The sequence below is a fragment of the Caballeronia sp. SEWSISQ10-4 2 genome (assembly GCF_030464885.1).
Classification (GTDB): Bacteria; Pseudomonadota; Gammaproteobacteria; order Burkholderiales; family Burkholderiaceae; genus Caballeronia.
The window spans coordinates 39666-64600 of record NZ_JALPRJ010000048.1 but is presented as its reverse complement, the minus strand read 5'-3'; the positions used below and the strand labels follow the sequence as shown (position 1 = coordinate 64600).

The following is a 24935-nucleotide window of genomic DNA, read 5'->3' as shown; positions in this document are numbered from 1 at the left end:
GTGATAAAAAACACAGCTAACTCACGCAGACCACCAACGCCGAAAGCACCAACCCGGCACCAACCCAAGACCGACGGCTCAGGCAGACCCCAACCGGCTCAGGCAGACCCCAACCAACCCCCGCCCCCCAACCAAGTGCGAACGAACCTACCCCAACCGCCCGCACAAAAATTCCAGAAACAGCCGTACCACCATCGGCAATGTGCGCCCCACCAGCGTCTGCACTTCAATATGACGCGCGTCCATACCCCGGTCGCGGATCGGGATCATCACCAGTTCACCCCGCGCCGCACGGTACCGAACCGTGACCTCGGCAGCGATCGAAATAGTATCGGACATGATCGCGAAATTATGCAACGCCTCAACATAATTGCTGACGACTGCCGGTTCGAGCGTCAGTCGCTGCTGCCCCACGACAATATCGAAGAGTTGCCGGATGGTCGTGCCGGCATCGGGCAGGGCGAGCGGATATTCGCTCATTTGTGACAGCGACAAGGTCTCGAAGCGCGCGAGCGGATGGCCGCAACGCATCACGGCCATCATCGGCGCCACTTGCCGGGACTCGACCTTGATTTCGCTTTGCATGGTCCGGCTGAAGGTCACGCCTATGTCCGTCTCGCCTTCGCGCACTCGCCGCGTGACTTCCGCCGGCGCACTGACAAGCAACTGGAACACGATGCCCGGATACTTCTCGCGAAAGTCGGCAATCGCCTGCGGCAGGAATTCGATGGCAAACCCTTCCGATGTAGCGAGCCGCACCTGGCCGCGTCGCAAGCCATGCAGCGCGTCGATGTCCTGCACCAGGCGGTCCGCTTCCAGCGCCGTCCGGAACGCAAATGCCGCGAGCATTTCGCCGGCGGCACTCGCGACCATGCCGCGCGGCCGCCGTTCGAACAATGGCGTGCCGAGCGCTTCCTCGAGGCCCGCGATCTGGCGGCTGATCGCGGAACTGGCGACGTTCAGGCGCGTGGAAGCTTCGCTGATCGAACCGGTACGCACGACCTCGAGAAAATAGCGTAGCGCGGTCTCCTGCAAATGGTGATGTTTCATTCTGGTCCGTTCGAGCGCATCTGCGATGCCGATTCGGCAACGGGCGGTTATTGTTTCGATGATAGTCGCGACAAAATTCAGCGTTTAGTCTTGATTCCGAAAACCCGCCGAATGTGGGCCGAGCGTTCAAGCGCAGCCCTTTCCACAGGAGTCAGACGATGAATGTTGCCGGTCGATTCAAGCTGGCGTTGCTTGCCGCTTCGCTGTTTCTTTCCAGCCAGGCCTTCGCGGGAAAGTCCAACGACACGCTGGTTTATGCCTCGGACAGCGAACCGGAAAACATCTCGCCGTATCACAACAACTTGCGCGAAGGCGTGATCGTCGCGCACATGGTGTGGGACACACTGATCTACCGCGATCCGTCGACCGGGCAATACAAACCTGAACTGGCGACGGCCTGGAAGTGGGAATCGCCGACGTCTCTGCTCGTCGACCTGCGCCGCGACGTCACGTTCCAGAACGGCGACAAGTTCACCGCCGATGACGTCGTCTTCACGTTCAACTATGTCGTGTCGCCCGACTCGAAGGTCGTCACGCGGCAAAACGTCGACTGGATCAAGGGTGCCGAGAAGGTCGGAGACTACCAGGTGCGCATCCTGCTGAAAGCGCCGTTTCCGGCCGCGCTGGAGTATTTGTCCGGCCCGACGCCGATCTATCCGGCCGCGTACTTCAAGAAAGCCGGGCTCGAAGGGTTCAGCAAGGCGCCGATCGGCACCGGTCCCTACAAGATCACCTCTGTCACGCCCGGCGTCGGTGTGACGATGGTCAAGAACGCCAGCTACTTCAAGGACAGTCCGCTCGGCACGCCGAAGATCGGCACGATCAAGTTCCTGGTGATCCCCGATCCGGAAACACGCTCGGCGCAACTGATGACCGGCGCGGTCGACTGGATCTGGCGTGTTCCCGCCGACCAGGCCGACTCCCTCAAGGCGATGCCGAACCTGAGCGTGATCGGCGGCGAAACGATGCGGGTCGGTTATCTGTCGATGGACGCCATCGGCAGCTCGACCCCGAATTCGCCGTTCAAGGACGTGCGTGTACGTCAGGCCGTCAACTACGCGATCAATCGCGGCGCGCTTGCAAAAGACCTGGTTCGCGGGGGGAGTCAGCCGGTGTACGCGACCTGTTTCCGGACCCAGTTCGGCTGCGATAACGCGGTTGTCGTCAAGTATGACTACAACCCGGCGAAGGCGCGTGAGCTGCTCAAGGCGGCGGGCTATCCGAACGGCTTCGAGACCGATCTCTATGCGTATCGCGAGCGTGAATATGCTGAGGCGATCATCGGTGACCTGCGCAAGGTCGGGATCAATGCGCGCCTGCATTACCTGCAATACGCGGCCTTGCGCACCGCCCAGCGCTCGGGCAAGACACCGATGACATTCCAGGCGTGGGGTTCGTTCTCGGTCAATGACGCATCGGCCTTCGTCAGCGTGTATTTCAAGGGCGGTCCCGACGACAGCGCCAAAGATCCGGACGTGATCAAGGTACTCGACGCCGCGGATTCGTCAAACGATGGCGCCGTGCGCAAGGCGGACTACGCGACGGCGCTCAAGCGGATCAGCGAGCAGGCTTACTGGGCGCCACTGTTTTCGTACTCGACCAACTACGCGTTCACGTCCGATCTGAATTTCAAGGCGTATCCGGACGAACTGCCGCGTTTCTATGAAGCCAGCTGGAAGTAGCACGTAGCAACGTCCGCGGCAGCGGTGCCGCCTTCATCAACCAGGAAGCTCTCATGCTCGCCTACGTTCTTCGCCGTCTCGGGCTGGCGATCGCGGTTGCGCTCACCGTGTCGATCGTCAGTTTCGCGCTGCTGCATCTTTCCGGCGATCTCGCGACCTCGATCGCAGGGCCGGAAGCATCCGCCGCCCAGGTCGACGCGCTGCGGATCCAATACGGACTGAACCGGCCGATGACGTCGCAATACATCGACTGGTTGTGGCACGCGGCTCACCTCGATTTCGGGCGTTCGTTCTTCTTCCAGTCATCGGTCATGGACCTGATCGCAGAACGTCTGCCGATCACGCTCAAGCTCGGTGGCATCGCGCTGGCCATCGCCGTGTTCGTGGCGATTCCGCTCGGCGTGCTGGCCGCGCTGTATCGCGACTCATGGGTCGACCGGCTCGCATTGCTGATCGCCGTGATCGGGCAGGCCATGCCGAGTTTCTGGTTCGGCCTCACGCTGATCCTCGTGTTCTCGGTGGGACTGAAGTGGCTGCCCGTTGCGGGTAATTCGAGCTGGCAGAACTTCGTGTTGCCGGCTATCGCGCTCGGTTACTACGCGACCCCCGCGATGATGCGGCTCACGCGCGCCGGCATGCTCGACGTGCTCGGCGCCGATTACATCCGTACGGCTCGCGCCAAGGGCCTGAGTCCCGCTCGCGTGGTCTTCAAGCATGCGTTGCGCAACGCGTTGATTCCGGTCGTCGCGCTGGCGGCGGTCGAACTCGGGTTCATGCTGGGCGGGTCGGTCGTGATCGAATCGGTGTTCTCGCTGCAAGGACTCGGCCAGCTCGCGTGGAATGCCATCGCGCGCAACGATTTTCCGGTCGTGCAAGCCGTCGTGCTGATCATCGCGATGTTTTATATCGCGCTGACCTTCATCGCCGATGTCGCCAACGCCGCGCTCGATCCGCGCATGCGTACCCGCTAGGAGAGCACCATGACCCCGGATACCCGCATTCTGCCCGCGCTGCGCCTCGACGCGGCTGCCATGCTGCCGTGGCAACGGCTGTTGCGCCGCGTACTGGGCCAGCATGGTCTGACACTCGGCGCGGTGCTGCTCGGCCTGATCGTGCTGGCGGCGGTCTTCGCGCCGGTGCTCGCGCCTCACGATCCCTACGGGCAAGACCTGTCGCGCCGTTTGGTGCCGCCGGTCTGGAGCGCCCGCGGCAGTTGGCAATACATTCTTGGCACCGACAAGCTCGGGCGCGACTATCTCAGCCGGCTGCTCTACGGCGCACGGGTGTCGCTGCTGATCGGTGTTGCGGCCGCGACCATCTCCGGTTTGATCGGCACGACCCTGGGCGTACTGGCGGGCTACTTCGGCGGCCGGGTCGACGGACTCATCAGCTACATCCTCACCACCCGTCTCGCGATGCCTGTCGTACTCGTGGCGCTGGCAATGTCCTCGCTCATCGGCGGTTCGCTCAAGACCGTGATCCTGCTGCTTGGCCTGCTGCTGTGGGATCGCTTCGCCGTGGTCTCGCGCTCGGTCACGCAGCAGTTGCGTGACGCTGAGTTCATTGCGGCGGCCAAGGCGGTCGGTGCATCGACCCCATACATCTTGCTGCGCGAACTGCTGCCGAATATCGCGAGCGCGCTGATTGTCGTGCTGACGCTCGAGATGGCTCACGCGATCCTGCTCGAAGCCACGCTCTCATTTCTCGGGCTCGGCGTGCCGCCACCCATGCCGTCCTGGGGGCTGATGATTTCCGAGGGCAAGGCGTACATGTTCTTCCAGCCATGGGTCATCGTGATTCCGGGCACCGCGCTCGCGGTGCTCGTCCTGGCGATCAACCTGGTCGGCGACGGTCTGCGCGATCTCAATGCACCCGATGGCCGGAACTAGGAATCAAACCATGAGCGTGTTACTCGAAGTCGAAAACCTCCAGGTTGAACTGCCGACGCAAAACGGTCCGCTGCGCGCCGTGCGTGGCATCGACTTTCATGTCGAGCGCGGCGAAATGCTGTGTCTGGTGGGCGAATCCGGTTGCGGCAAATCGATGACGTCGCTGGCGCTGATGGGCCTGCTGCCGCGCCGTGCGAAACGGCAGGCGACGCGCCTCAGGTTCGATGGCGTGGACCTTCAGGCGCTCGACGACCGCGGCATGGCGAAGCTGCGCGGCAACCGCATCGCGATGATTTTCCAGGAACCGATGACGTCGCTGAACCCGTCGTACACGCTCGGCAACCAGTTGTGCGAAGCGCTGCGCCAGCATCGCAAGGTATCGGCTGCGCAGGCCCGCGAGCGCGCTGTGTATTTGCTGGAGCGGGCGGGGATCGCAAACGCGGCCGAGCGGCTGGGACAGTATCCGCATCAGTTGTCGGGCGGTTTGCGGCAGCGTGTGATGATTGCGATGGCGCTGATGTGCGAGCCGGACCTGATCATCGCCGATGAACCGACAACTGCGCTCGACGTGACCATCCAGGCGCAGATCCTTCACATGCTGCGCGATCTACAACGCGAGTTCGGGACCGCCGTGTTGTTCATCACACATGACCTGGGTGTAGTGGCGCGCATCGCGGACCGGGTCGCGGTGATGTATGCGGGGCAGGTCGTTGAAACAGCGCCGGTCGGCGTGTTGTTCCGCAGGCCGAGCCATCCCTACACGCGCGGTTTGCTGAACAGCATTCCGGTGCGCGGACGTACTCAGCCCGGCACGCATCTGGCGGCGATTCCCGGTGTAGTGCCCTCGCTGATCGGCGATATCTCCGGTTGCGCATTTCGCAACCGGTGCGAGTTCGCCCACGACGAATGCGCGCAGACACCGCCGTTCGTCGACGTGGAGGGCGGACACAGTGCGCGCTGCGTGCTGGCCGAAACGCTGCTCGAGGAGCCCGTCCGATGAAACCCGTCATGCCTTCCTCTTCGCCTGCCATGGCGGGCCAGGACATTGCGTTGGAACTCTGCGCGCTCAGCCGGACGTTTTCTATCGGGGGCGGATTGTTTCGGGCCGGGCGTCCGTTCCAGGCCGTCAACGAAGTCTCGTTGCGGCTCTACCGCGGCGAGACACTCGGGCTCGTGGGAGAGTCGGGCTGCGGTAAAAGCACGCTCGCCAAGATGTTGCTGGGCTTGCTCGCACCGAGCGCGGGCAGTGTGCTGATCGACGGCAAGCAGATCGATCCGCGTGCTTCGCTGCAGATGGCGCAGCGTATCCAGCCGATCTTTCAGGATCCCTATTCGTCACTGAATCCGCGCAAGACAGTCGCGCAGATCGTCGGCTTGCCGTTGATGCTGCATAAGCGCGGAACCCAGGCCGAACGCGCCGCCGAAGTCAAACGGATGCTCGATCTTGTCGGCATGCCCGAGCGCACTCACCTGCAGTATCCGAATCAATTGTCGGGCGGGCAGCGCCAGCGGGTGGCGATTGCGCGGGCGCTGATCCTGCGGCCGGGCATCCTGGTCTGCGACGAACCGACCTCGGCGCTCGATGTCTCCGTGCAAGCGCAGATTCTCAACCTGCTGCTCGATCTGAAGGCCGAGTTCGGTCTCAGTTATTTGTTCATCAGCCATGACCTCGGTGTGGTCGAGCATCTGGCCGATCGCGTTGCGGTGATGTATCGCGGCAGCATTGTCGAGCAGAAAAGCCGCGAAGCGATTTTTTCGAACCCCGAGCATCCGTACACGCAGATGCTGCTGTCCTCGGTGCTGACCCCCGAACCCGGTCTCGGCCTGCCCGAGCTGGCGCCGCTCTGATTATTTTCTGAACCCCTTCTTGACCCCAACCGGAGACACGACCCGATGAGTCGCACCCGAGCCATCGACCTGGCCACTTCCTATTTCGACGATGGTCAATTCATGCGCGTGCTGGACCAGCGCGTGGCGCAACGCACGGAGAGCCAGTCGGCCACGAGCCTGCCGGCGCTGTACGCCTACCTGACCGAGCAGATCGTGCCGGAGCTCGAAGCGCTCGGTTTTACATGGCAGATCGTCGATAACCCGTTGCCCGGCAAAAGCCCGTTCCTGATCGCCGAGCGGATCGAAGATCCGGCGGCACTGACTGTGCTGACCTACGGTCACGGCGATGTCGTGCTGGGTTACGCGGAACAATGGCGCACCGGCTGTGAGCCGTGGAAGATCGTGGTCGAAGGCGACCGCTGGTATGGCCGCGGCACCGCCGACAACAAGGGCCAGCACACCATCAACATCGCCGCGCTCGCACAGGTTCTGGAAGCGCGTCACGGCATACTCGGCTTCAACGTCAAGGTCATCCTCGAGATGGGTGAGGAGACCGGCTCGCCGGGGCTGGCCGATGTCTGCGCGCAGCATCGCGACGCGTTGAAAGCCGATGTGTTCATCGCGTCCGACGGGCCACGTGTTTCGGCATCGCGTCCTACGCTGTTCCTCGGTTCACGCGGCAACCTCAACTTCACGATGAAACTCCAGTTACGCGACGGCGCTCATCATTCGGGCAACTGGGGCGGCCTGTTGCGCAGTCCCGGCATTCGCCTCGCCAACGCGATAGCGTCAATGGTCGATGAGCGCGGCCGGATTCTCGTGAAGGGCCTGTTGCCCGAGTTTTTGCCGGCAAGCGTGCGCGATGCACTGACATCGATCGAAGTCGGTGGCGGCCCGAACGATCCCGAAGTCGATCCGCAATGGGGCGAGCCGGGTCTCACGCCGGTCGAGCGCCTGTTCGGGTGGAACGCACTCGAAGTGCTGGCGTTCAAGACAGGCAATCCGGACGCGCCGATCAATGCAATCCCCGGTTACGCGTTTGCGGCTTGTCAGTTGCGATATGTGGTCGGCAGCGACAGCGAGAATTTCCTGCGGCATGTGCGCGAGCATCTCGATGCGCTTGGCTATAACGATATCGATGTCACCGAGAACGGCACGCGGATGCACGCGACCCGGCTCGATCCCGATGATCCATGGGTGCGCTGGGGCATGGCGTCGATCGAAGCGACGGTTGGCGAGCCGCCCGCGTTGTTGCCGAACCTGGGCGGTTCGCTGCCCAACGATGTGTTCGCGCAGACGCTCGGCTTGCCCACGTTATGGGTGCCGCACTCTTATCCGGCCTGCTCGCAACATGCCCCGGACGAGCATCTGCTGGGCAGCGTCGCACGGCAGGCGCTGCAGATCATGGCCGGTCTTTTCTGGGATCTGGCCGAGCAGGGGGCCGAGATCCGCACGCGCCGCGCCGCCTGAAGCGCTGTCTCCTTTCATCTGACCAAGCGCTCGCTTACTGCCCGATTCATCCCATTGAAAATGACTGTTTTGCCCGTTGTGTGGATTTTTGACATTTGCATTGCTTCTTTTTTGAGAACTTACACTGCAATCGGTCAAATCACACAATCGCATGCGGAGCGAATCGATGACAATGGAATCTGGATCACGTCGTAAAGCGTTGAAGTTCGGGGCAGCAGCGGCGGTAGGGGCGCTTGTGGGTCCCTACGTCACCCGAAGCGCATCGGCCGCGGAGCCGATCAAGCTGGGCAGCCTGCTCGACGGCACGGGCGCGCTCGGCATCGAGGGCCGGCGCATGATCCAGGCCACCGAATTTGCGGTCGGCCAGATCAACGACCACGGCGGCTTGCTCGGACGCCCGGTCAAGCTGATCGCCTACGACACCCAGAGCAGCATCCAGCTCTATACACAGTACGCGCAGCAACTGGTCCTCCAGGACAAGGTCGATGTAATACAGGGCGGTATTACATCGGCTTCACGCGAAGCAATCCGGCCCATCTTCGATCGCAGCAAGACCCTGTTTTTCTACAACACGCAATACGAAGGGGGCGTGTGCGACCGCAATGTCTTTTGCACCGGCACCACGCCCGCGCAGACCGTCGATCATATTGTTGAATACGCACTCAAGAATTGGGGCAAGAAGGTCTACATCATTGCCGCGGACTATAACTACGGCCACATCACCGCGAGCTGGATGACCAAGTTCGTCAAGGACGGCGGCGGCTCGGTCGTCAGCACCGATTTCTTCCCGCTCGACGTCACCAATTTCTCGTCCACCATCAGCCGCATCCAGGAAGCCAAGCCCGACATGGTGCTGTCCGCACTGGTGGGGGCGAATCATGTCGGGTTCTACCGGCAATGGGCGGCAGCGGGCATGAAGTCGAAGATTCCCGTGGGCGCGACTGTGTTCGGCCTGGGCGACGAACTGACCACCATGGACGCCGCCACCACCGACGGCATCATCACGTGCTTCGGCTTCTACAACAACCTCGGCACCCCCAATGCAAATGCCTTCGTCAAGGGCATGCAGGCCAAGTACGGACCGAGCCTGACAGACCTGGGCGAACTCGATACGGCCACCTACGAAGGGATCATGTTGTGGGCCGAAGCGGTGAAGAAAGCCGGCTCGGTCGAGCAGGCCAAGGTCGTGACGGCGCTCGAGACGGGTATCTCCATCGAGGGGCCTTCAGGCACCGTGAAGATGGACCCGGCGACGCACCACACCATCCGCAACGCTTATCTGGCACGCCCCAAGAACCGCGTATGGGAGATTCTCCAGACCTTCCCGAACCAGTTCCCGTCGGACACGGGTGGCGCCTGCGATCTCATCAAGTCGCCACGCACCAACAAGCAGTTCATGCCTCAAGTCTAAGCGGAGTCAATATGGACCTGACCGGCCTCCTGGCCTTCAATGTCCTGACCGGGGTTGCCACGCTCGCCCTGATCACCATCGGGCTGGGCGTGATCTACGGCATGATGCGGATCATCAATCTCGCCCACGGCGAATTCATGATGCTCGGCGCTTATACGGCGGTGACGGCCAGCACGGCGGGCATCAACATCTGGGTGTCGATGCTGATCCTGCCGCCGCTTGTGGTCGGTCTGGTCGGACTCGTGCTTGAGCGCACCATCATCCGCTTCCTGTACGGCCGGATGATGGACACCATGCTTGCCACCTGGGGCATCAGCCTCGGGCTGATCGGCCTGATTACGTCCATCTTCGGCAACGTGGTCAAGTCGGTGCAGATGCCGGTCGGCAGTTTCGCGATCGGGCAATACCACGTGAGCGCCTATAGCCTCGTGATCATCGGAGTGGGCGTGGTGGTGCTCAGCTCGCTGCTGTTGTTGCTGCGCAAGACCCGCTTCGGGCTCATCCTGCGCGCGACCATGCAGAACCCCGCCATGTCCGCGTCACTGGGCGTGCGTCCGGCCGCCGTCTACATGGCCACGTTTGCTCTTGGCGCGGCGCTGGCCGGTCTCGCCGGTGGCGTGCTTGCGCCCATCTCGGGCGTGTCGCCCGGGATGGGCGGCGCTTATATTGCGAAGGCCTTTATTACCGTGCTGGGCGGTGGTCCGGCGATTATCGCGGGTACCGGGCTGGCCGCGGGCTTGTTTGGTTTCATCAACGAGATTGTGTCGTTCCTGTCCACGCCGGTTATCGGGGACATTGCGCTGCTGGCGTCGGCGATCGTGCTGATCCGCGTCCTGCCGCAGGGTATTACCGGCCGTTTCCTGAGGCGCAGTTCATGAAATTGCTTCGATCAAGCGGCGGGGTGCAAATCGTCGTCATCCTGAGCATCGTCGTCATGTTCGCGGTGCCGAAGGTGCTGAGCGAGTTCGGCGTGATGCAGGCCACGCTGTTCGCGGCGGTCGCCATCTTTGGCCTGAGCCAGGGGTTCGTCTGGGGATATGCGGGCATCATGTCTTTCGGGCAGGCAGCGTTTCTCGGGATTGGCGCGTACACGTATGCAATCGCCGCCATCAACCTCGGCAATACGCAGATAGCTGCGCTGCTGGCCATCGCCGTGCCCATGCTGTTCGCCGCGCTGCTCGGTTACTTCATGTTCTACGGGCGCATCAGCGACGCTTACGTGGGTGTCATTACACTGACGGTCTCGGTGATCCTGTTCGAACTGATGAACTCGACGTCCGGCAGCCAGTACCACATCGGCGACGCCGTACTCGGCGGTTTCAACGGTATTCCCGCGATCCCGCCGTTCGCACCCCCTGGAAAACCGGACGAGCCGCTGGACCAGATTGGCGTGTGGTACGTGGCCATGAGCACGTTGATTGTCGCTTATGGGTTCCTCAAGTGGATACTCGCGTCGCGTTTCGGCCGGGTGGTCGTTGCCATCCGCGAGAACGAGACGCGCGCCATGCTGATCGGTTACGACCCGCGGCTCTACAAGCTGCTGTCGTTTGTGATCGGCGCGGGCATTGCCGGTGCGGCAGGGGCTGTGTTCGCGACCTGGGGCGGCTTCATCAGCCCGACCGTGTTCGCGTTGACCATGTCGGCCCAGGTGATCATCTCGGTGCTGATCGGCGGCTTGGGCACGTTGATCGGACCGATTCTGGGCGCTGTCGCCATTCAGTATCTGATCAACGTGGCGGGTACGCAGCACACCATCGATCCAAGTCTCGGCCTCGGCATCGTGTTGGTAGCGTTCGTACTACTTGTCCCGCAGGGCGTGGTGCCGGTGGCGCGATCCTGGATCGTTCGCCTGAGTTCGACCGCCCGCACTCCACGTGCTAAAGCCACCAAGACACCGAATGCCAGCGAGCAGGAGTCCCGCTCATGAACAGCACACCACCGCTGCTCCAGGCACGCAACGTCACCATGCGCTTCGGCGGCGTGACGGCCGTGCGCTCGGTCGACTTCAGTCTGGGAGAAGTCGAATTGCGCTGCCTGATCGGTCCCAACGGCGCGGGCAAAAGCACCTTCTTCAAGATGCTGACCGGACAGTTGCGGCCAAGCGAAGGCAGCATCCATTTTCGCAACACCGATATCACCGGCAGCAATCCGCATCAGATCGCGCGTCTCGGCGTGGGCATCAAGACTCAGGTACCGAACGTCTTCAATGGCCTGAGCGTGCGCGAGAATGTCTTTATCGGGGCGGGACGGCGCAAGTCGCTGGCGCGCGCTCAGCGGATTGTCGACGAGACGCTGACGCGCCTGCAACTCGATACGATCGCCGACCGCATTGTCGGTCAGCTGGCGCACGGTCAGCGGCAATGGGTGGAGATCGCCACGGTGCTTGCACAGGAACCCGAACTAATTCTCCTCGATGAACCGGCCGCCGGCATGAACCACGAGGAAGTGCTGCGCACCGCCGAGCTGATTCGCGAAATCAACAAGACCCAGGCGCTCGTGGTGGTTGAACACGACATGCAATTCATCCGGATGATCGCCCGCACCGTGACGGTTTTTTCGCAGGGCGAGGTACTCGTGGAAGGTTCCGTGGAAACGGTCCTCTCCAACCAGCGGGTCAAGGACGTCTATCTGGGCAGGAGGGCGGCATGACGGGCAGCAATACGAACGAAACGCTGTTTGAAGTCAGCCATCTGTGCGCAGGCTATGGCCGCATACCCATTCTCAATCAGGTCAGTTTCTCGGTGCAGGCGGGGGAGCGCGTGGGCATCCTCGGCCACAACGGGATGGGCAAGACGACCTTGCTGCGCACCTTGACGGGCCATCTGCCCACTACGTCAGGCCATGTTCGCTTCGACGGACAGGACATCACCGGTTTCTCGCCGACAGCGCGAGCGAAGGCGGGTATCGGTTATGTGCCGCAGGGCCGCGAAATTTTCCCGGCGTTGAGCGTGATGGAAAACCTGCGCGTCGGATGTCTTCTTTCGACTCGCAGCGAGGCCGAGACCATTGCGGAAATACTCGACTTGTTCCCACGCCTAAAAGCGTATCTCGACCGGCCGGGCGGCGCCTTGTCGGGTGGCGAACAGCAGTTGCTCGCGCTCGCGCGCTGCCTGTGCGGCGGCCCGCGCATCGTCCTGCTCGACGAGCCGACGGAAGGCATTCAACCGTCCATCATCGATGAAATCGCCGACACTCTCAAAGGCGTGGCGCGCAAGCGCAGCCTGACGGTGCTGCTCGTCGAACAGAACCTGAATTTCATTGCCTCGCTATCTGACCGGATCCTCATCTTGCAGAAAGGAGCCGTGACCCGCGAGATTCCACCGGAGGTCGTTCGCGATCCGGCGATGCTCGACGAATTCGCGGGCATCGCTTGAAGTTGTCGTGATCAAGACCGGCTCCGTCCTTTCCACTCCGCCCGACTCGTACGCCATGAACCCGACCAGCGCAAATATCGACGTCCTAGAACTGACCGTGGCCCAGATCCAGACCGCTTTCGACAGCGGGGCAATGACCTCGGAAGCGTTGACCAGCGCGTATCTGGAGCGCATTGCACAGGTCAACCCCCGCTACAACGCGATCATTTTCATGAACCCGCAGGCACTCGACGATGCGCGCGCGATTGATCGCCGGCGCGCGAGCGGCGCGCCGCTCGGGCCACTTGCGGGGATTCCAGTCGTCGTCAAGGACACCATGGACATGGTGGGTTTTCCGACGACCGGCGGCTGGTCGCTGCTTTGCAGCTTGGCCGGCGGCATCGATCTTCTACCGGGCACCGACTCACCAGTCGTCGCGAGAATGCGTGCGGCAGGTTGCGTGATCCTCGGCAAGACCAATGTGCCTGTGCTCAGCGCCACGGGTTCGCATGCCAACGATAGCTGGGCCGGTCCTACCCTGAACGCGGTCGATCCTGCCTTCATGCCCGGCGGCAGCAGTGCGGGAACGGCAACGGCCGTGGCCGCGAGCCTGGCCGTCCTCGGCCTCGCGGAAGAAACCGGCGGATCGATCCAGAACCCGGCATCGGCACAGGCGCTGGTCGGCATCAAGCCGACCTTCGCGCTGGTTCCCAATGCGGGCGTGATGCCGCTTGCCGGAAGCACCCGTGATGTCGTCGGGCCGATTGCGCGCTGCGTACGCGATGCGGCGCTGGCCCTCGATGTCCTTGCCGGTTATTCCGAAGAGGACCCCAAAACGGTGGCGGCGGTCGGTATGAAGCCACGCGGCGGGTATACCGCGGGGCTCAGGGAGGACGCGTTGCAAGGACAGCGGCTCGGTCTTTATGGCCCGGGTTGGCGCAATCGCGCACTGTCGGCTGAAACTGAGCTGCTGTACAAGCGCGCGCAATCCGAGCTCGAAGCGCGTGGCGCCGTGGTCGTGGCCGACCCATTTGCGGGCACCGGCTTCGCATCGCTAGGCCGCCCGGCACCGGGTTCCGATCACTTCGATGCACGCGGCATGGAAAGCCTGCCGCACGACATGCAGAAATACCTCGAGCGTCTTGGACCGGCCGCCGCGCTCAAGTCATGGAATGAATTCGTCGCGGCCACGCAGGCTGAAGATCCGTTTTCGCCTACGGGCGTGCTGACCTATATGTCGAGCCTGCCGAATTTCGAAGCCAGCTTGAAAGACCCGTCCGCACCGCCGGTGACCGCAGCGTTCTTCGCGCTGCGCGAAACCTATCTCGCGATCTTCGAAGACGTGATGGAACAGCATTCACTGGATGGTCTCGTGTTCCCGCAACTTCGTGACGCACTGCCGCCAAGGGAGGGGCCTGAAACGCTGCACGAGACCACGGTGTGCGAGATCAATATCGCCGGGTTGCCGGGCGTCACGGTACCTGCCGGATATTACGAATCGGGGTCGCCGTTCAACCTGATCTTCGTCGGCCGGCGCTGGAGCGAACCGGCCTTGCTGGCGATGGCTTACGATTACGAGACTGCCACCGGCCACCGGCGTTCACCCACATTGCGGCTCTGAGCCGGGTTGAGTGCGCAGCAATCGACCGGACACGGCCGCCCTGACCGGCAGTCTGCCCGGTACGTAGAGGATTGATCACGAAGCCATGTCAGAGCATCGATACCAAGAGATTCTTACCCGCCTCCACGACGATGGACGTGTCTCCGTCACGCCGCTGGCCAAGATACTGGATGTCTCCGAAGAGACCATCCGGCGCGACCTGAAAGAGCTGGAGCAAGGTGGCATGCTGCGCCGAATCTACGGTGGCGCGGTGCCACCGAGGCTCGATCTGGAGCGGCCCGTCACCGAGCGCGGCAAGGTCAACGTGCGCGGCAAGGCGAAGGTGGCGGAGCTTGCCGAGAAGCTGGTCGAAGACGGCATGTCGATTTTCATCGACTCCAGTACGACGACAACGGCCTTCGCGCGGCGTCTGGTCGGCCGCAATCTGACGGTGACGACCAATTCCATTGACGTCGCCTTGTTGCTCGGCACGAGCATCACCCGGGTGAATCTCACGCCCGGCATGCTGCGCGGCAAGGACAACGCGCTGGTCGGTTATGAGACGCTGGGTTATGCCCGGCGCTTTTTCTACGACGCCGCGTTCATGGGTATTGCCGCGTGCGACCTGGATCACGGCTGGATGGATTATGAGGAACACGAATCAAATCTGCGAGGCGTATTGAAAACACAGACGCGTAGAAGCGTGGTGCTCGCCGATATCGATAAATTCGGCCGCCAGGCGTATCTCAACACCTTCCCGCTCAACGAGAAGCTGACAGTGGTCTGCGACCGAAGCCCGCCTGAATCATTTTTGGAGATTTTTACCCAGCATGACATCGACCTCATTCATCCCTGAGCCAGCGGGTTCCGGGAAAGCTGGCGCCGGGCAGGTCGCTCGCATGCTTGAGCAGTTTGCGGTATTCGGCGGCCTTGAAACGGGCGGCGTTACGCGCCTCTGCGCCAGCGCTGCCGACGGCGAAGCCCGCGACGCATTCGCGGCTTTGCTTGAATCGGCCGGAGCGGAGGTGCGTACCGACAGCGTCGGCAACCAGTACGGCATTTTCCGTCTGGCCGCGACGAAGGGCGCCCCGCTTGTCATGATGGGCTCCCATCTTGACAGCCAGCCGCAAGGCGGCCGTTTCGACGGCGTGCTGGGCGTGCTCGGCGCGCTCGAGACCGGCAGGCGTTTGATGCAGGCAAAACGCGAGGGTGTTGCCTTCAATGCGGATTTTTGCGCGGTCAACTGGACCAATGAAGAGGGCGCGCGGTTTCGTCCCAGCTTGCTCGGCAGCGGCACGTTTTCCGGCCGGATCAAGGCGGAGGACGCGCTGGCCAGCCGCGACGACGACGGCCTGACGCTGGCAGAGGCGCTGGGCGCAATCGGTTATCTCGGTACGGATGCAGCGCCGCCGGTGCCTGCCTGTTACGTCGAATTGCATGTGGAGCAGGGCGCGATCCTGGAAACGGAAGGCGTGCCGATCGGGATCGTGACACGCAACTGGGGCGCCGCCAAGATGGATGTCTGTTTCCACGGAGAGCAGGCGCACACGGGGCCGACGAAGATGCGTTCACGTCGCGATGCGTTGTTCGCCGCGGCGCAAACCATCTGCGACGTACGCGATATTGCGGACCGGTGGCCGGACCGGATCCATACGTCCGTGGGCCGGCTGGTCGTGCAGCCGAATTCGCCGAATGTGGTGCCCGCGCGCGCCGATCTGTCGATCGAGCTGCGAGCGGTCGACGACGACATTCTGAGAAGCGCTGAGGAACTGGCCACACAGGCGATCCAGACGGCGGCCGCGAAAGCCAACGTCCGGGTCGACGTCAGCAGCCGGACTGCCAGGCCGATTCGCACCTTGCCGTCCGTGCTCAGCGACCTGATCAAACTGTGCGCTGCCGAGACCGGCCACGAGTGCAGGGAGATCGATACGGTTTCCGGTCACGATGCCCTCAGCCTGCTGGACGTCTGTCCCACGGGTCTGGTGTTTGTTCCGAGCGTGGGCGGCATCGCGCACAACGAGCGGGAAGAGACACATTCGGACGACGTCGACCGGGGCATGGCGGTCCTCACGCGAGTCGCCCTGCGCCTGTGCCAGTCACGGGGCGATCCGAAGCAGGCGGCGTTGTAGTCAGCCATTGTAGTCAGCTTGTTTGAATGTCAGCGTTATCCGATGCGGCACCGGGCGCATCGCGTTTATCCGAGGAGCATGAGTTCATGAAAGCACCAGGATCTGCGTCAACCGATTCGGAGTGCGCGGCCGAGGCCGCCCTCGGTTCGATCGAAGCCTGGCGGCATCGGACGATCCGCTACGAAAGAGCGGTCATGCCCGTGATGTCGCCGGTCCATCGCGCCGTTGCCAGCGATTGCTGGCGCGTGACGCTCGACGACGACACCGCCTTCTTCATGAAGGTGATCAATCGCGACTTGATCGAACCCGTGAATGTGGCAGCCGCTTATCGCGCAGCCGAAGCTGCGGCAAGCTGTTCGCTGACGCCGTCGCCGCGCTTTCTGCTCGAAAGGTCCGGGGCAGCGGTCTTCGACCTGCTCGGCGCCGGATGGGAGACCGCACGTCTGGACGACCTGTCGCGCCCCGATGTGCTCGCGAAGCTGATTGAAGCGAAGCGGGCCATCCACTCGCTGGCTCCCTTCGAGCAGGACACGAACGTCTTCGACAGAATCGCCCGGCTTGCGCGCGAGGCGGACCAACGCCGCGTGCCTTTCCCATCGGACGTGGTGCCGCTGATTGCGATCGCAGCGCGCATGGGCCGAGCGATCAGCGCGTCGGGTCTGGACCGTGTCCCTTGTCATGCCGACGGCACCGCCTCGAACGTGATGCTGCATCTGGACGGCCGGCTTCAGCTAGTCGGTTTCGACGAAGCCGCCAACACGGACGCGCTCTTCGACCTTGCCGTCACCCTGAACGAAATACTGAGCTTCGAAAGCCAATGGCCCGGCGCGCTGGAAATGGCGGAAGGGCGGGCATCGGCGGTTTCCGTCAATCGCTGCCGCCTGTACGCTTTCGCCGACGATCTTCGCTGGGGTTTGTGGGGCCTGATGATGGATGCCGGTTCGCCGCGCCGTAGCATCGAATTTTTGAAATACGCACAATGGCGATTGCTCCGCTGCCGCATGGCGCTCGATCGTATGGATCTCGACGAAAAGCTGAACCATGTATGACGGCCGCGGCGTGACCACCATTCAAGAGGCCCGACGATCATGCAGATGAAGGTTCTGGGTGCGGCTGCGAGCGACACGGAACGGGACATCGAGACCGTGCTGCGCGCCGTGCAGCCCTGGGCTGGGCGGTTGCTGCGTTATGCGCCCGTTCCCGGCGGTATCAGCAACACGAACTGGCGTGTGTGGGTCGATGACGATCCCGCCAGTTTTTTTGTCAAGATTCCGGGGCGCGGCACGGAGCAGTTTATCGACCGGAAGGCCGCGTTTGCCGCGAGCAAACAAGCCGAACTGATTGGCATTGGCCCGCGTCTTTATGATTACGCCGCCGCGCAAGGTGTCGAGATCAATGACTTTGTCGAAGGCAGGACGACGTGCTCCAACCGCGATTTTATGGAGCGCGGCGTGCGCTCGTCGGTCATGGGTTTGTACCGCACGCTCCATGCTTCGCCGCTGCTGCCGCTGACCAAGACCATCTTCGGCCTGATCGATGAACACGTCGCTCAGGTTCGTCAGATGAAGGGCAAACTGCCTGCGGATTTTGACCGGCTGCTCGCCGAATATCACAACGCGCGTGCTGCTATCGAAGCATCCGGGCTCGATCTTGTGCCGTGTTTCAACGACCCCATGCCGGGAAATTTCCTGCGCGATGAAGCCGGTTCGATCATCCTGATCGACTACGAATACGCGTCGAACAACGACCGTTGTTATGACCTCGGCGCGTTGAGCGGCGAGATGTTTTTTTCTGGTGAGACCGAGGCGGAAATCATCGAGACGTACTTCGGTCGCGTCGACCCGAAGATCAGCGCAAGGGTGACTGTGCACAAAGCGCTGGCCGACCTCAAATGGGCGACGTGGTCGATGATCCAGAACGAGATGTCGACGCTGGACTTCGATTACTTCAAATACGGTGCGTGGAAATTCATGCGCGCACGCTCGGTGATGGACGGCCCGCATTGGGGCCGCCTGTTGAAGGAGGTCTGAGCGAGTTGAAGCGCTGCGTTCAAAACCGCTCGGCCCTGAACGGTCGCAGATCGACGAGCGGTTTTTCACCTGTCACCATTTCTGCTATAAGCCGCCCTGTAATCGCGCCGAGCGTCAGTCCATGATGAGCGTGGCCGAATGCAAACCACAGGTCGTCATGCTTGGGCGCCGGTCCGATGACCGGCATCATGTCGGGCGTGCAGGGTCGGCGGCCCATCCAGGGTTCATCGTCCAGGCGCTGTTCCAGCGGGAATAAACCGCGCGCGATCGGTTCGACGGCGTCGAGTTGCACAGGCGTTTTAGGCGCATCGCGAAACGCGAGTTCCGCGCCCGTGGTCAGGCGGATACCGCGTGACATCGGCGCGATCAGGTAACCGTTCTCGACATCGAGTACCGGATGGTTCAGGCGTGCATCCGATCTTGCCGCATAGTGCATGTGGTAACCGCGCTTGACGGCCAGTGGAAGCCTGTAGCCGAGCCGCGTGGTGACATCGTTCGACCACGGCCCCATCGCGATGACTGCCGAGCGGGCGCTCAACACACCGGCTTGTGTATTGACCGTCCAGTGGTCCCTGAGCGTAGTCGCATCGCCGATAAAGAACCGCCCGCCCAGCCTGTCGAAATATCGTGCGTAGGCCGTGACGAGCGCGCTCGGGTCGCTGACGGAATCGGCGGCGGTATAACGCAGGCCGCCTTTCAGGGACACGTCGAGATCAGGTTCCGTCTGGCGCAAACGCGTTGGATCGAGGGCATCGAAACTCACGCCATACTCGCGCTGCCAACGCTGCACGACCTGCATTTCCGAGTCCTGCTTGGCGTTCGTCCTGAACACCTTGATCCAGCCGGACGGCCGTAGCAACGCGCTCGCACCCGCTTCGGCCGCGAGCGACCGGTGCTCCGTCACGCAATGCTCGATCAGCGTCGAGTACCAGCGCGCGATCGCTGCATGCCGCGAAGGATGCGAGTTACGCCAGTACCGCCAGAGAAACGGCGCGAGCTTGAGGAGGGCGTTGGGGTGATAGCGGACATCGAGCGAGGTGTTGCGCGAATATCTCAGCAGATCGCTCAGCGCACGCGGAAAGGCGTACGGATAAACCCCTTCGCGCTGGATCAGTCCGGCGTTGCCGAACGAGGTCTCATTCCCCGGTGGCTTGCGGTCCACGAGCGCGACCGAGCGGCCGCGCTTTTGCAGATGCACCGCGATCGATACACCCACTATGCCGCCGCCGAGCACGACGGTATCGAATTTCATGTGTGTTCCTTGTCGCGTCAGGCGAGCGCCGTCACGGCGACTTCGACATCGCAACCCGGCTTCATCAGCAGTGCCTGCACGCAGGCGCGTGTGGGTGCGTGGCCCTCGGGAATCCACGCGTCCCAGACGGCGTTGAATTCGGCGAAGTGCTTTGGATCGCTCAGCCAGATGTTGGCCGATATCAGCCGCGTCTTGTCCACTCCGGCGGACGCCAGCAGCGTATCGATCCGATCGAGAATATTGCTGGCCTGCTCGGTGATCGACCCATTGGCGTTGTCCGGGACCTGACCCGCGAGATGGACATAACCATTGGCGATTACCACCTGGCTCATCCGTGCGTTGGTTTGAAGACGTTTGATTTCGTTTGACATGATTTAGACGGTCGAGGTGCCGGTATTGTTTTCGCCGGCAGCATTAAAAATCGGCGGTGCAGTGACGATCGATTTCAACGATAACGTCGGCTGCGCCAGCTTCGATAAATCAGGACGCGGACGACGCAGGGCCGGCGAGGTGTCAAAGGCCTGTTCCATTGCATGGGCGACCGCGAGCGTCTTGTGATCGCCATGGAAAGGTCCGACGATCTGCAGCCCGAAGGGCATGCCGGCATGATCGACGCCGCACGGTAGCGAGATCGCCGGATGCGTGGTCAGCGTGACGACATAGGTGAGCGCAAGCCATCGATAATAATTCTCCTGCGCGCGCCCGCCAATCTGCGCAGCATACAACTCTTGCCACGGGAAAGGCGAGACCGGCGTGGTCGGCGAGAGGATCACATCGTAGTCGGCGAACGCGGTCTGGAAGCGCTTGAAAATACGCGTTTGCTCGGCTTGCGCCCAGGCGCTGTCGGCGAGCGTCATGCTCGCGCCGAGCTCGTAGTTTGCCCGCGTGTTCGGCCCGAGGGAATTCGGGTCGCGGGCGTAGGCATCGCGCAAGCCCGCGACGAAACTCTCCGCGCGAATCACGTCGAAGCAGCGGTGGACGTCGCCGAGATCGAAGCTTATTTCTTCGCAGGTATGGACCATCGGCTTGAGCGCCGCCATGCGCTCGCGAAAGATCTGACGAATGTTTTCATCGACGTCGCAACTGCCGAAATCCTCCGTCCAGCCGATGCGCGACGTGCTCAGATCGAGCGCCTGCGGCGTCGCGAAACTTAGCGGATCGGACTCGTAGCCAAGCGGATCGGATGCCGAGATGCCCGCGGTCGCGGCGAGTTGCAGGCAGGCTTCGGCAACGGTCCGACCCATGGGACCAACGACGGATATCGGCGTCCAGCCAAGCAGCTTGCGCGAGTTCGGGACGAGCCCCGGCGAGGGCCGGAAACCGACCACGCCGCATTTCGATGCCGGTATGCGCAGCGAACCGCCCGTATCCGAGCCCGTGCAGACCGGCAGCATGTCGCAGGCAAGCGCTGCCGCCGCGCCACCCGATGAACCGCCCGCGTTCAGCTCCGGATTGAACGGATTGCCGGTCGCGCCCCAGACCGGGTTGCGCGTGTTCGCGCCCGCGCCGAGCTCCGGCACGTTGGTCTTGGCAACAAGGATCGCGCCCGCTGCGCGCAGGCGTTCGACGAGCAGGACATCGCGGGCCGGGACGTTGCTTCGGGACATCGGCGAGCCGTAGGTCGTAAGAAGGCCGGCCGTATCTTCAAGGTCTTTCACGCCGAGCGGCAAGCCATGCAGCAGGCCCAGTTTTTCGCCGTTCAAGACCTGGCGCTCGGCAGCTTTAGCCGCGTTGCGCGCTTCGGGGTAACACGTGGCCGTGACGGCGTTCACTGCGGGATTGATCGCTTCGATGCGCTCGATGCAGGCATCGAGCAACTCGACCGGCGAGATTTCCTTGGCGCCGATCATGCGGCGTAGTTCAACGGCGGATCGGCTGATCAGTTCGGTGTTGTGACTCATGACGTATGACGTCTCCTTATCGTGCTTTCTCAGGCGAGCGGCTGGCCGGTGCGGTCCTTCAGCCAGATTACCGGCACGAGCGAGATCGCGCAGGCCGCTGCTACATACCATGCCGGCGCGAGCGGGTTGCCCGTTTGCGCCACCAGCCAGCTCGCGATGAACGGCGAGAACCCACCGAAAAACGATGCGCTCACTACGTAAGTCAACGCGATCCCGGTCGCGCGGACGTGCTTCGGAAACAGCTCCGGGATCATCACGAGGACCGGCACAATCTGCCCCGCGACGAACACCGCGAGCAAGCCCGAGATAATGCACAACGCTGTCACCGATGGATGTGCGCCGAGGAAAGCGAACGCCGGATACACGGCGAGCAACATGATGACCCGCGAGATCACGAGCACGCGTTTGCGGGTAAAGCGATCGGCGAGCCGCCCGGCGATGGGTGCAGCAACAAACAGCACCAGCGAGCTGACCACGCCCGAGCTCACTGCCGCGGTGGGCGAAAGATGCAGCGCGCGAACGGCATGGCTCGGCAGGAAAAATGCCGTGATATACACCGACACGGAGCCGCCGAGTTCCGCGAAGGTGCCGAGTATCGTCAGCTTCAGATGCGTGGTCAGCGCGGCTTTCAACGCGCCTTGAGGACGGGGTGCGCCGGGTGCGCGATCGACCAGCGTCTCTTCCAGCCGACGGCGGATCAGCATGCCCGCCGGCGCCGCGACAATGCCCAGAAGGAACGGCAGGCGCCAGCCCCAGTCGAGCACAGCCTGCTTCGGCAACGCGACATTCACCAGCGTGGCGACCAGCGCGCCGAGCGCGAGGCCAAGCGCCGTCGCCGCGAAGTTCCAGCTTGCGAAGAAGGCGCGGGTCTGATCGGTTGCATACTCGACCAGCAGGGTCGTGCCCGGCCCGAACTCGCCGCCGGCTGCAAATCCCTGGATCAGCCGAGCGGCCAGCACGATGAACGGCGCCACCATGCCCGCGACGGCATAAGGCGGGGCGCAGGCGATCATCGCGCAACTCAACGCCATCAGCATGATGGTCAGGACCATCGCCTTCTTGCGGCCGACGCGGTCCGCATACGCGCCGATCACGATCCCACCCAGCGGCCGCACGACAAAACCGACGCCGAATACGCCTATCGACAGCAGGAACTGGTTTACCGGCGACGCGCCCGGGAAGAAAAGCTGACCGATCTGGATCGCGAAAAAACTGTAGATGGTGAAGTCGTAGAACTCGAGCGCCGTGCCGAGCGTCGTCGCGGCAATGACATGCTTCTTCGATAAACCGGCCTTGTCCAGTACGAGTGTTGACACGATCAGCATCCTTGATTGAAGGGAAATCGACGTGAGTTATCATATACGAGAAAAAATAAAATTCTCGTATCCGACAAAAAATCCTGAAGTGGGTGTCATGGCAAAAGCGGCTGTCACAGCAGCAGAACCGGTGAAACGCGATGCACCGCCGGCCCTCGATCACAAGACGGTTGGTGCGCGCATCCGGCAGGCGCGCAAGACGCGGGGGCTGACGCTGATGGAGCTATCGGAGCGTTCGGGGATTGCCGTATCGACGATCTCGAAGGCGGAGCGCGGTGATATTGCGCTGACCTACGACAAGTTCGCGGCACTCGCACACTCCCTGCAGCTTGAATTCGACGCGATATTCGGGCGCACCCGAGCGGTGGCCGGCGCGGCTGCGGGACCGATGGAACCGTCGTTCACGGCATCGGGCGAACAAGTGATCTACGACACGCCGAACTACGAGTACGGCATGCTCGCCAACGACCTGACCGGCAAACGCATGGTGCCGATGCGTGCGCACATCCGCGCGCGGGACGTGTCGGATTTTCCCGAGTACATCCGGCATGGGGGCGAGGAGTTTGTGTTCGTGCTTGGTGGCTCGTTGGAGTTGCGCTTCGAGGACGGCAAGATGTTCAGGCTCGCGCCCGGCGACAGTCTTTATTTCGATAGCGCGGTAGGACACGTGTATGTCACCACCAGCGAGGAGGACGCGGAGGTGCTGGTATGTTGCGTTGATGCCGACTCGAACCGTCCTCTCGACGCGATCTAGGCTGCACCGGTCAACGCTGCGGCGAGCGTCTTGGGAACACCGGCACCGGCGGCTAACTGCGGCGTTTTATGCCAGTCCGCACACCGCTGCAGCGCCCGGCGCAGGTCGGCGGTCAGTCCTGTACCGACACGCACGCCCGGCTCCATATGCAGCGACTTCAGTTCGAAAACACCTTGCGTACGATGCGCCTTCGCGTCGACCCGTCCGATCAGGCGGCCGCGGTGCAGGATCGGTAGTACGAAGTAACCGTACTTGCGTTTCGCCTCCGGCGTATAACACTCGATCGCATAGTCAAACCCGAACAACACGCTCGCGCGCTTGCGGTCCCATACGACCGGATCGAACGGCGACAGCACTGTGGTCACCGTAGAAGCAACACGGCCTGCAGCTACATCGTCGAGCTTGTCCGCCAGGTCGCGATGCACGAACGCATCCGCTTTCCAGCCATCGACTCGCACCGGTATCAGCTCGCCGGCATCGGCGAGTTCGTGCAACTCGGACGTGTACGGACGGCGCGGCATGCGGTAATAGTCTGCGACCCAGTCAGCACGTGTTATGCCGAGCGCGCGGCAAGCGCGACGGAGTAGTTCTTGCGGGACCGCCTCGGCAGGGGGTAGGTCGCGCTCATCATTCCAGTCCGGCAGCACACGTTCGGCCACATCGTAGATGCGATGAAAGTTGCGTCGTTCCGCGACCATCAACTCGCCCGTAGCGAATAGCACTTCCAGGTGACGCTTCTCGGGTTTCCAGTCCCACCAGCCGCTGCCATTGCCGCCTTCACGTGCGAAGTCCGCCGAGCGAATCGGACCGTTCGCCCGAATCTGATCGAGCAGGCGTTCGATATCGTCACGATGATTCGCATGCCACTCGGCCGCGTATTTCCACCCCATGCCGGCCGGATCGAGCATTCGATGACGCAACAGACCGTAGTCTTCTATCGGCACGAGACACGCTTCGTGCGACCAGTACTCGAACAGGGCGCCTTCAGCCAGATGCTCGTCGAGCCATTGCGGCTGATAGTCGCCAAGGCGGCTGAACAGCACGAGGTAAGGGCTGCGTGCGACCACGTGAATCGTGTCGATCTGCAACTGCGCCATGCGGCGAATCGCGCTCAGCACGTCCGCTTTCGTCGCTTTACGCCGCGGCGGCGTAAGCAGGCCTTGGGCTATCAGATGCAAGGTGCGGGCGGCCTGCAGGGGGATCGTCTTCATGCGGTGGGGTCATGATCGGGGCGCGTTGGTTAGATACGTTACCAGAGGATCAACCTG

23 protein-coding genes are annotated in these 24935 nt (G+C 62.5%); 17 read left to right on the top strand and 6 right to left on the bottom strand.

Annotated elements, in window-relative coordinates; genetic code table 11:
* Positions 1–147 precede the first annotated feature (147 nt).
* Positions 148–1050, bottom strand: coding sequence for a LysR family transcriptional regulator (locus M0D69_RS28270; protein WP_301785159.1), 903 nt, complete (start codon positions 1048–1050; stop codon positions 148–150).
* Between the two features lie 158 nt (positions 1051–1208).
* On the opposite strand from M0D69_RS28270, the gene M0D69_RS28265 reads away from it, so the two are divergent.
* The 16 genes from M0D69_RS28265 to M0D69_RS28190 all read left to right on the top strand — a co-directional run bounded on the left by M0D69_RS28265 (position 1209) and on the right by M0D69_RS28190 (position 18444).
* Positions 1209–2732: an ABC transporter substrate-binding protein gene (locus tag M0D69_RS28265; protein WP_301785158.1), complete on the top strand. Its 1524-nt coding sequence runs from the start codon at positions 1209–1211 to the stop codon at positions 2730–2732.
* Positions 2733–2785: 53 nt separating this feature from the next.
* Positions 2786–3703 (top strand): ABC transporter permease, encoded by a 918-nt coding sequence (locus M0D69_RS28260; RefSeq protein ID WP_301785157.1) that lies wholly within the window; start codon positions 2786–2788, stop codon positions 3701–3703.
* A 9-nt stretch (positions 3704–3712) separates the two neighbouring features.
* Entirely contained in the window at positions 3713–4621 is a 909-nt protein-coding gene (locus tag M0D69_RS28255) for an ABC transporter permease (protein ID WP_301785156.1), read from the top strand.
* A gap of 10 nt (positions 4622–4631) precedes the next feature.
* The gene (locus M0D69_RS28250) at positions 4632–5621 is read left to right on the top strand and encodes an ABC transporter ATP-binding protein (RefSeq protein ID WP_301785155.1); all 990 of its coding nucleotides are present in this window, start codon (positions 4632–4634) and stop codon (positions 5619–5621) included.
* Entirely contained in the window at positions 5618–6469 is an 852-nt protein-coding gene (locus tag M0D69_RS28245) for an ATP-binding cassette domain-containing protein (protein ID WP_301785154.1), read from the top strand. Before M0D69_RS28250 ends, M0D69_RS28245 begins: the two co-directional genes overlap by 4 nt.
* A 45-nt stretch (positions 6470–6514) precedes the next feature.
* Positions 6515–7921, top strand: a complete 1407-nt coding sequence (locus tag M0D69_RS28240) for a M20 family metallopeptidase (protein WP_301785153.1) — start codon at positions 6515–6517, stop codon at positions 7919–7921.
* A gap of 166 nt (positions 7922–8087) precedes the next feature.
* Entirely contained in the window at positions 8088–9332 is a 1245-nt protein-coding gene (locus M0D69_RS28235) for an ABC transporter substrate-binding protein (protein ID WP_301785152.1), read from the top strand.
* Between the two features lie 11 nt (positions 9333–9343).
* Positions 9344–10210, top strand: a complete 867-nt coding sequence (locus tag M0D69_RS28230) for a branched-chain amino acid ABC transporter permease (RefSeq protein WP_301785151.1) — start codon at positions 9344–9346, stop codon at positions 10208–10210.
* Positions 10207–11259, top strand: coding sequence for a branched-chain amino acid ABC transporter permease (locus tag M0D69_RS28225; protein ID WP_301785150.1), 1053 nt, complete (start codon positions 10207–10209; stop codon positions 11257–11259). The genes M0D69_RS28230 and M0D69_RS28225 overlap by 4 nt, the downstream gene beginning before the upstream one ends.
* Positions 11256–11981, top strand: a complete 726-nt coding sequence (locus tag M0D69_RS28220; protein WP_301785149.1) for an ATP-binding cassette domain-containing protein — start codon at positions 11256–11258, stop codon at positions 11979–11981. The genes M0D69_RS28225 and M0D69_RS28220 overlap by 4 nt, the downstream gene beginning before the upstream one ends.
* Positions 11978–12706 carry an ABC transporter ATP-binding protein gene (locus M0D69_RS28215; RefSeq protein ID WP_301785148.1) on the top strand — a complete coding sequence of 243 codons (729 nt, stop codon included), beginning with the start codon at positions 11978–11980 and terminating at the stop codon, positions 12704–12706. The genes M0D69_RS28220 and M0D69_RS28215 overlap by 4 nt, the downstream gene beginning before the upstream one ends.
* A gap of 7 nt (positions 12707–12713) precedes the next feature.
* A complete protein-coding gene (locus tag M0D69_RS28210) occupies positions 12714–14306 on the top strand; it encodes an amidase (protein WP_367619770.1) in 1593 nt (530 codons plus the stop codon).
* Positions 14307–14391: 85 nt separating this feature from the next.
* Positions 14392–15141: a DeoR/GlpR family DNA-binding transcription regulator gene (locus tag M0D69_RS28205; protein WP_301785147.1), complete on the top strand. Its 750-nt coding sequence runs from the start codon at positions 14392–14394 to the stop codon at positions 15139–15141.
* Positions 15116–16414 (top strand): Zn-dependent hydrolase, encoded by a 1299-nt coding sequence (locus M0D69_RS28200; protein ID WP_301785146.1) that lies wholly within the window; start codon positions 15116–15118, stop codon positions 16412–16414. The genes M0D69_RS28205 and M0D69_RS28200 overlap by 26 nt, the downstream gene beginning before the upstream one ends.
* 86 nt (positions 16415–16500) lie before the next feature.
* Positions 16501–17463, top strand: a complete 963-nt coding sequence (locus tag M0D69_RS28195; RefSeq protein WP_301785145.1) for an aminoglycoside phosphotransferase family protein — start codon at positions 16501–16503, stop codon at positions 17461–17463.
* Between the two features lie 39 nt (positions 17464–17502).
* The gene (locus tag M0D69_RS28190) at positions 17503–18444 is read left to right on the top strand and encodes a choline kinase family protein (RefSeq protein ID WP_301785144.1); all 942 of its coding nucleotides are present in this window, start codon (positions 17503–17505) and stop codon (positions 18442–18444) included.
* Positions 18445–18463: 19 nt separating this feature from the next.
* Here M0D69_RS28190 and M0D69_RS28185 read toward each other — a convergent pair whose 3' ends face one another.
* Genes M0D69_RS28185 through M0D69_RS28170 form a run of 4 tightly spaced genes read right to left on the bottom strand, consistent with a single transcriptional unit; the run spans position 18464 to position 22913 of the window.
* Positions 18464–19696: an FAD-binding oxidoreductase gene (locus M0D69_RS28185; RefSeq protein WP_301785143.1), complete on the bottom strand. Its 1233-nt coding sequence runs from the start codon at positions 19694–19696 to the stop codon at positions 18464–18466.
* 17 nt (positions 19697–19713) lie between these two features.
* Positions 19714–20067, bottom strand: coding sequence for a RidA family protein (locus tag M0D69_RS28180; RefSeq protein ID WP_301785142.1), 354 nt, complete (start codon positions 20065–20067; stop codon positions 19714–19716).
* A gap of 3 nt (positions 20068–20070) precedes the next feature.
* A complete protein-coding gene (locus tag M0D69_RS28175) occupies positions 20071–21597 on the bottom strand; it encodes an amidase (RefSeq protein ID WP_301785140.1) in 1527 nt (508 codons plus the stop codon).
* 29 nt (positions 21598–21626) lie between these two features.
* Positions 21627–22913 carry an MFS transporter gene (locus M0D69_RS28170; protein WP_301785138.1) on the bottom strand — a complete coding sequence of 429 codons (1287 nt, stop codon included), beginning with the start codon at positions 22911–22913 and terminating at the stop codon, positions 21627–21629.
* A gap of 97 nt (positions 22914–23010) precedes the next feature.
* Here M0D69_RS28170 and M0D69_RS28165 point away from each other — a divergent pair, with 97 nt between their 5' ends.
* A complete protein-coding gene (locus tag M0D69_RS28165; protein WP_301785137.1) occupies positions 23011–23667 on the top strand; it encodes a helix-turn-helix domain-containing protein in 657 nt (218 codons plus the stop codon).
* Here M0D69_RS28165 and M0D69_RS28160 read toward each other — a convergent pair.
* Positions 23664–24878, bottom strand: a complete 1215-nt coding sequence (locus tag M0D69_RS28160; protein ID WP_301785136.1) for a winged helix-turn-helix domain-containing protein — start codon at positions 24876–24878, stop codon at positions 23664–23666. The genes M0D69_RS28165 and M0D69_RS28160 overlap by 4 nt on opposite strands.
* Positions 24879–24935 lie beyond the last annotated feature (57 nt).

Excerpts from the sequence above, each read along its gene's own strand:
- M0D69_RS28180 (WP_301785142.1), bottom strand. The coding sequence starts at position 20,067 with ATGTCAAACGAAATCAAACGTCTTCAAACCAACGCACGGATGAGCCAG.
- M0D69_RS28195 (WP_301785145.1), top strand. The coding sequence starts at position 16,501 with ATGAAAGCACCAGGATCTGCGTCAACCGATTCGGAGTGCGCGGCCGAG.
- M0D69_RS28165 (WP_301785137.1), top strand. The coding sequence starts at position 23,011 with ATGGCAAAAGCGGCTGTCACAGCAGCAGAACCGGTGAAACGCGATGCA.
- M0D69_RS28265 (WP_301785158.1), top strand. The coding sequence starts at position 1,209 with ATGAATGTTGCCGGTCGATTCAAGCTGGCGTTGCTTGCCGCTTCGCTG.
- M0D69_RS28160 (WP_301785136.1), bottom strand. The coding sequence starts at position 24,878 with ATGAAGACGATCCCCCTGCAGGCCGCCCGCACCTTGCATCTGATAGCC.
- M0D69_RS28240 (WP_301785153.1), top strand. The coding sequence starts at position 6,515 with ATGAGTCGCACCCGAGCCATCGACCTGGCCACTTCCTATTTCGACGAT.
- M0D69_RS28230 (WP_301785151.1), top strand. The coding sequence starts at position 9,344 with ATGGACCTGACCGGCCTCCTGGCCTTCAATGTCCTGACCGGGGTTGCC.
- M0D69_RS28245 (WP_301785154.1), top strand. The coding sequence starts at position 5,618 with ATGAAACCCGTCATGCCTTCCTCTTCGCCTGCCATGGCGGGCCAGGAC.
- M0D69_RS28225 (WP_301785150.1), top strand. The coding sequence starts at position 10,207 with ATGAAATTGCTTCGATCAAGCGGCGGGGTGCAAATCGTCGTCATCCTG.
- M0D69_RS28190 (WP_301785144.1), top strand. The coding sequence starts at position 17,503 with ATGCAGATGAAGGTTCTGGGTGCGGCTGCGAGCGACACGGAACGGGAC.
- M0D69_RS28215 (WP_301785148.1), top strand. The coding sequence starts at position 11,978 with ATGACGGGCAGCAATACGAACGAAACGCTGTTTGAAGTCAGCCATCTG.
- M0D69_RS28260 (WP_301785157.1), top strand. The coding sequence starts at position 2,786 with ATGCTCGCCTACGTTCTTCGCCGTCTCGGGCTGGCGATCGCGGTTGCG.
- M0D69_RS28185 (WP_301785143.1), bottom strand. The coding sequence starts at position 19,696 with ATGAAATTCGATACCGTCGTGCTCGGCGGCGGCATAGTGGGTGTATCG.
- M0D69_RS28250 (WP_301785155.1), top strand. The coding sequence starts at position 4,632 with ATGAGCGTGTTACTCGAAGTCGAAAACCTCCAGGTTGAACTGCCGACG.
- M0D69_RS28235 (WP_301785152.1), top strand. The coding sequence starts at position 8,088 with ATGACAATGGAATCTGGATCACGTCGTAAAGCGTTGAAGTTCGGGGCA.
- M0D69_RS28205 (WP_301785147.1), top strand. The coding sequence starts at position 14,392 with ATGTCAGAGCATCGATACCAAGAGATTCTTACCCGCCTCCACGACGAT.
- M0D69_RS28200 (WP_301785146.1), top strand. The coding sequence starts at position 15,116 with ATGACATCGACCTCATTCATCCCTGAGCCAGCGGGTTCCGGGAAAGCT.
- M0D69_RS28270 (WP_301785159.1), bottom strand. The coding sequence starts at position 1,050 with ATGAAACATCACCATTTGCAGGAGACCGCGCTACGCTATTTTCTCGAG.
- M0D69_RS28255 (WP_301785156.1), top strand. The coding sequence starts at position 3,713 with ATGACCCCGGATACCCGCATTCTGCCCGCGCTGCGCCTCGACGCGGCT.
- M0D69_RS28220 (WP_301785149.1), top strand. The coding sequence starts at position 11,256 with ATGAACAGCACACCACCGCTGCTCCAGGCACGCAACGTCACCATGCGC.
- M0D69_RS28175 (WP_301785140.1), bottom strand. The coding sequence starts at position 21,597 with ATGAGTCACAACACCGAACTGATCAGCCGATCCGCCGTTGAACTACGC.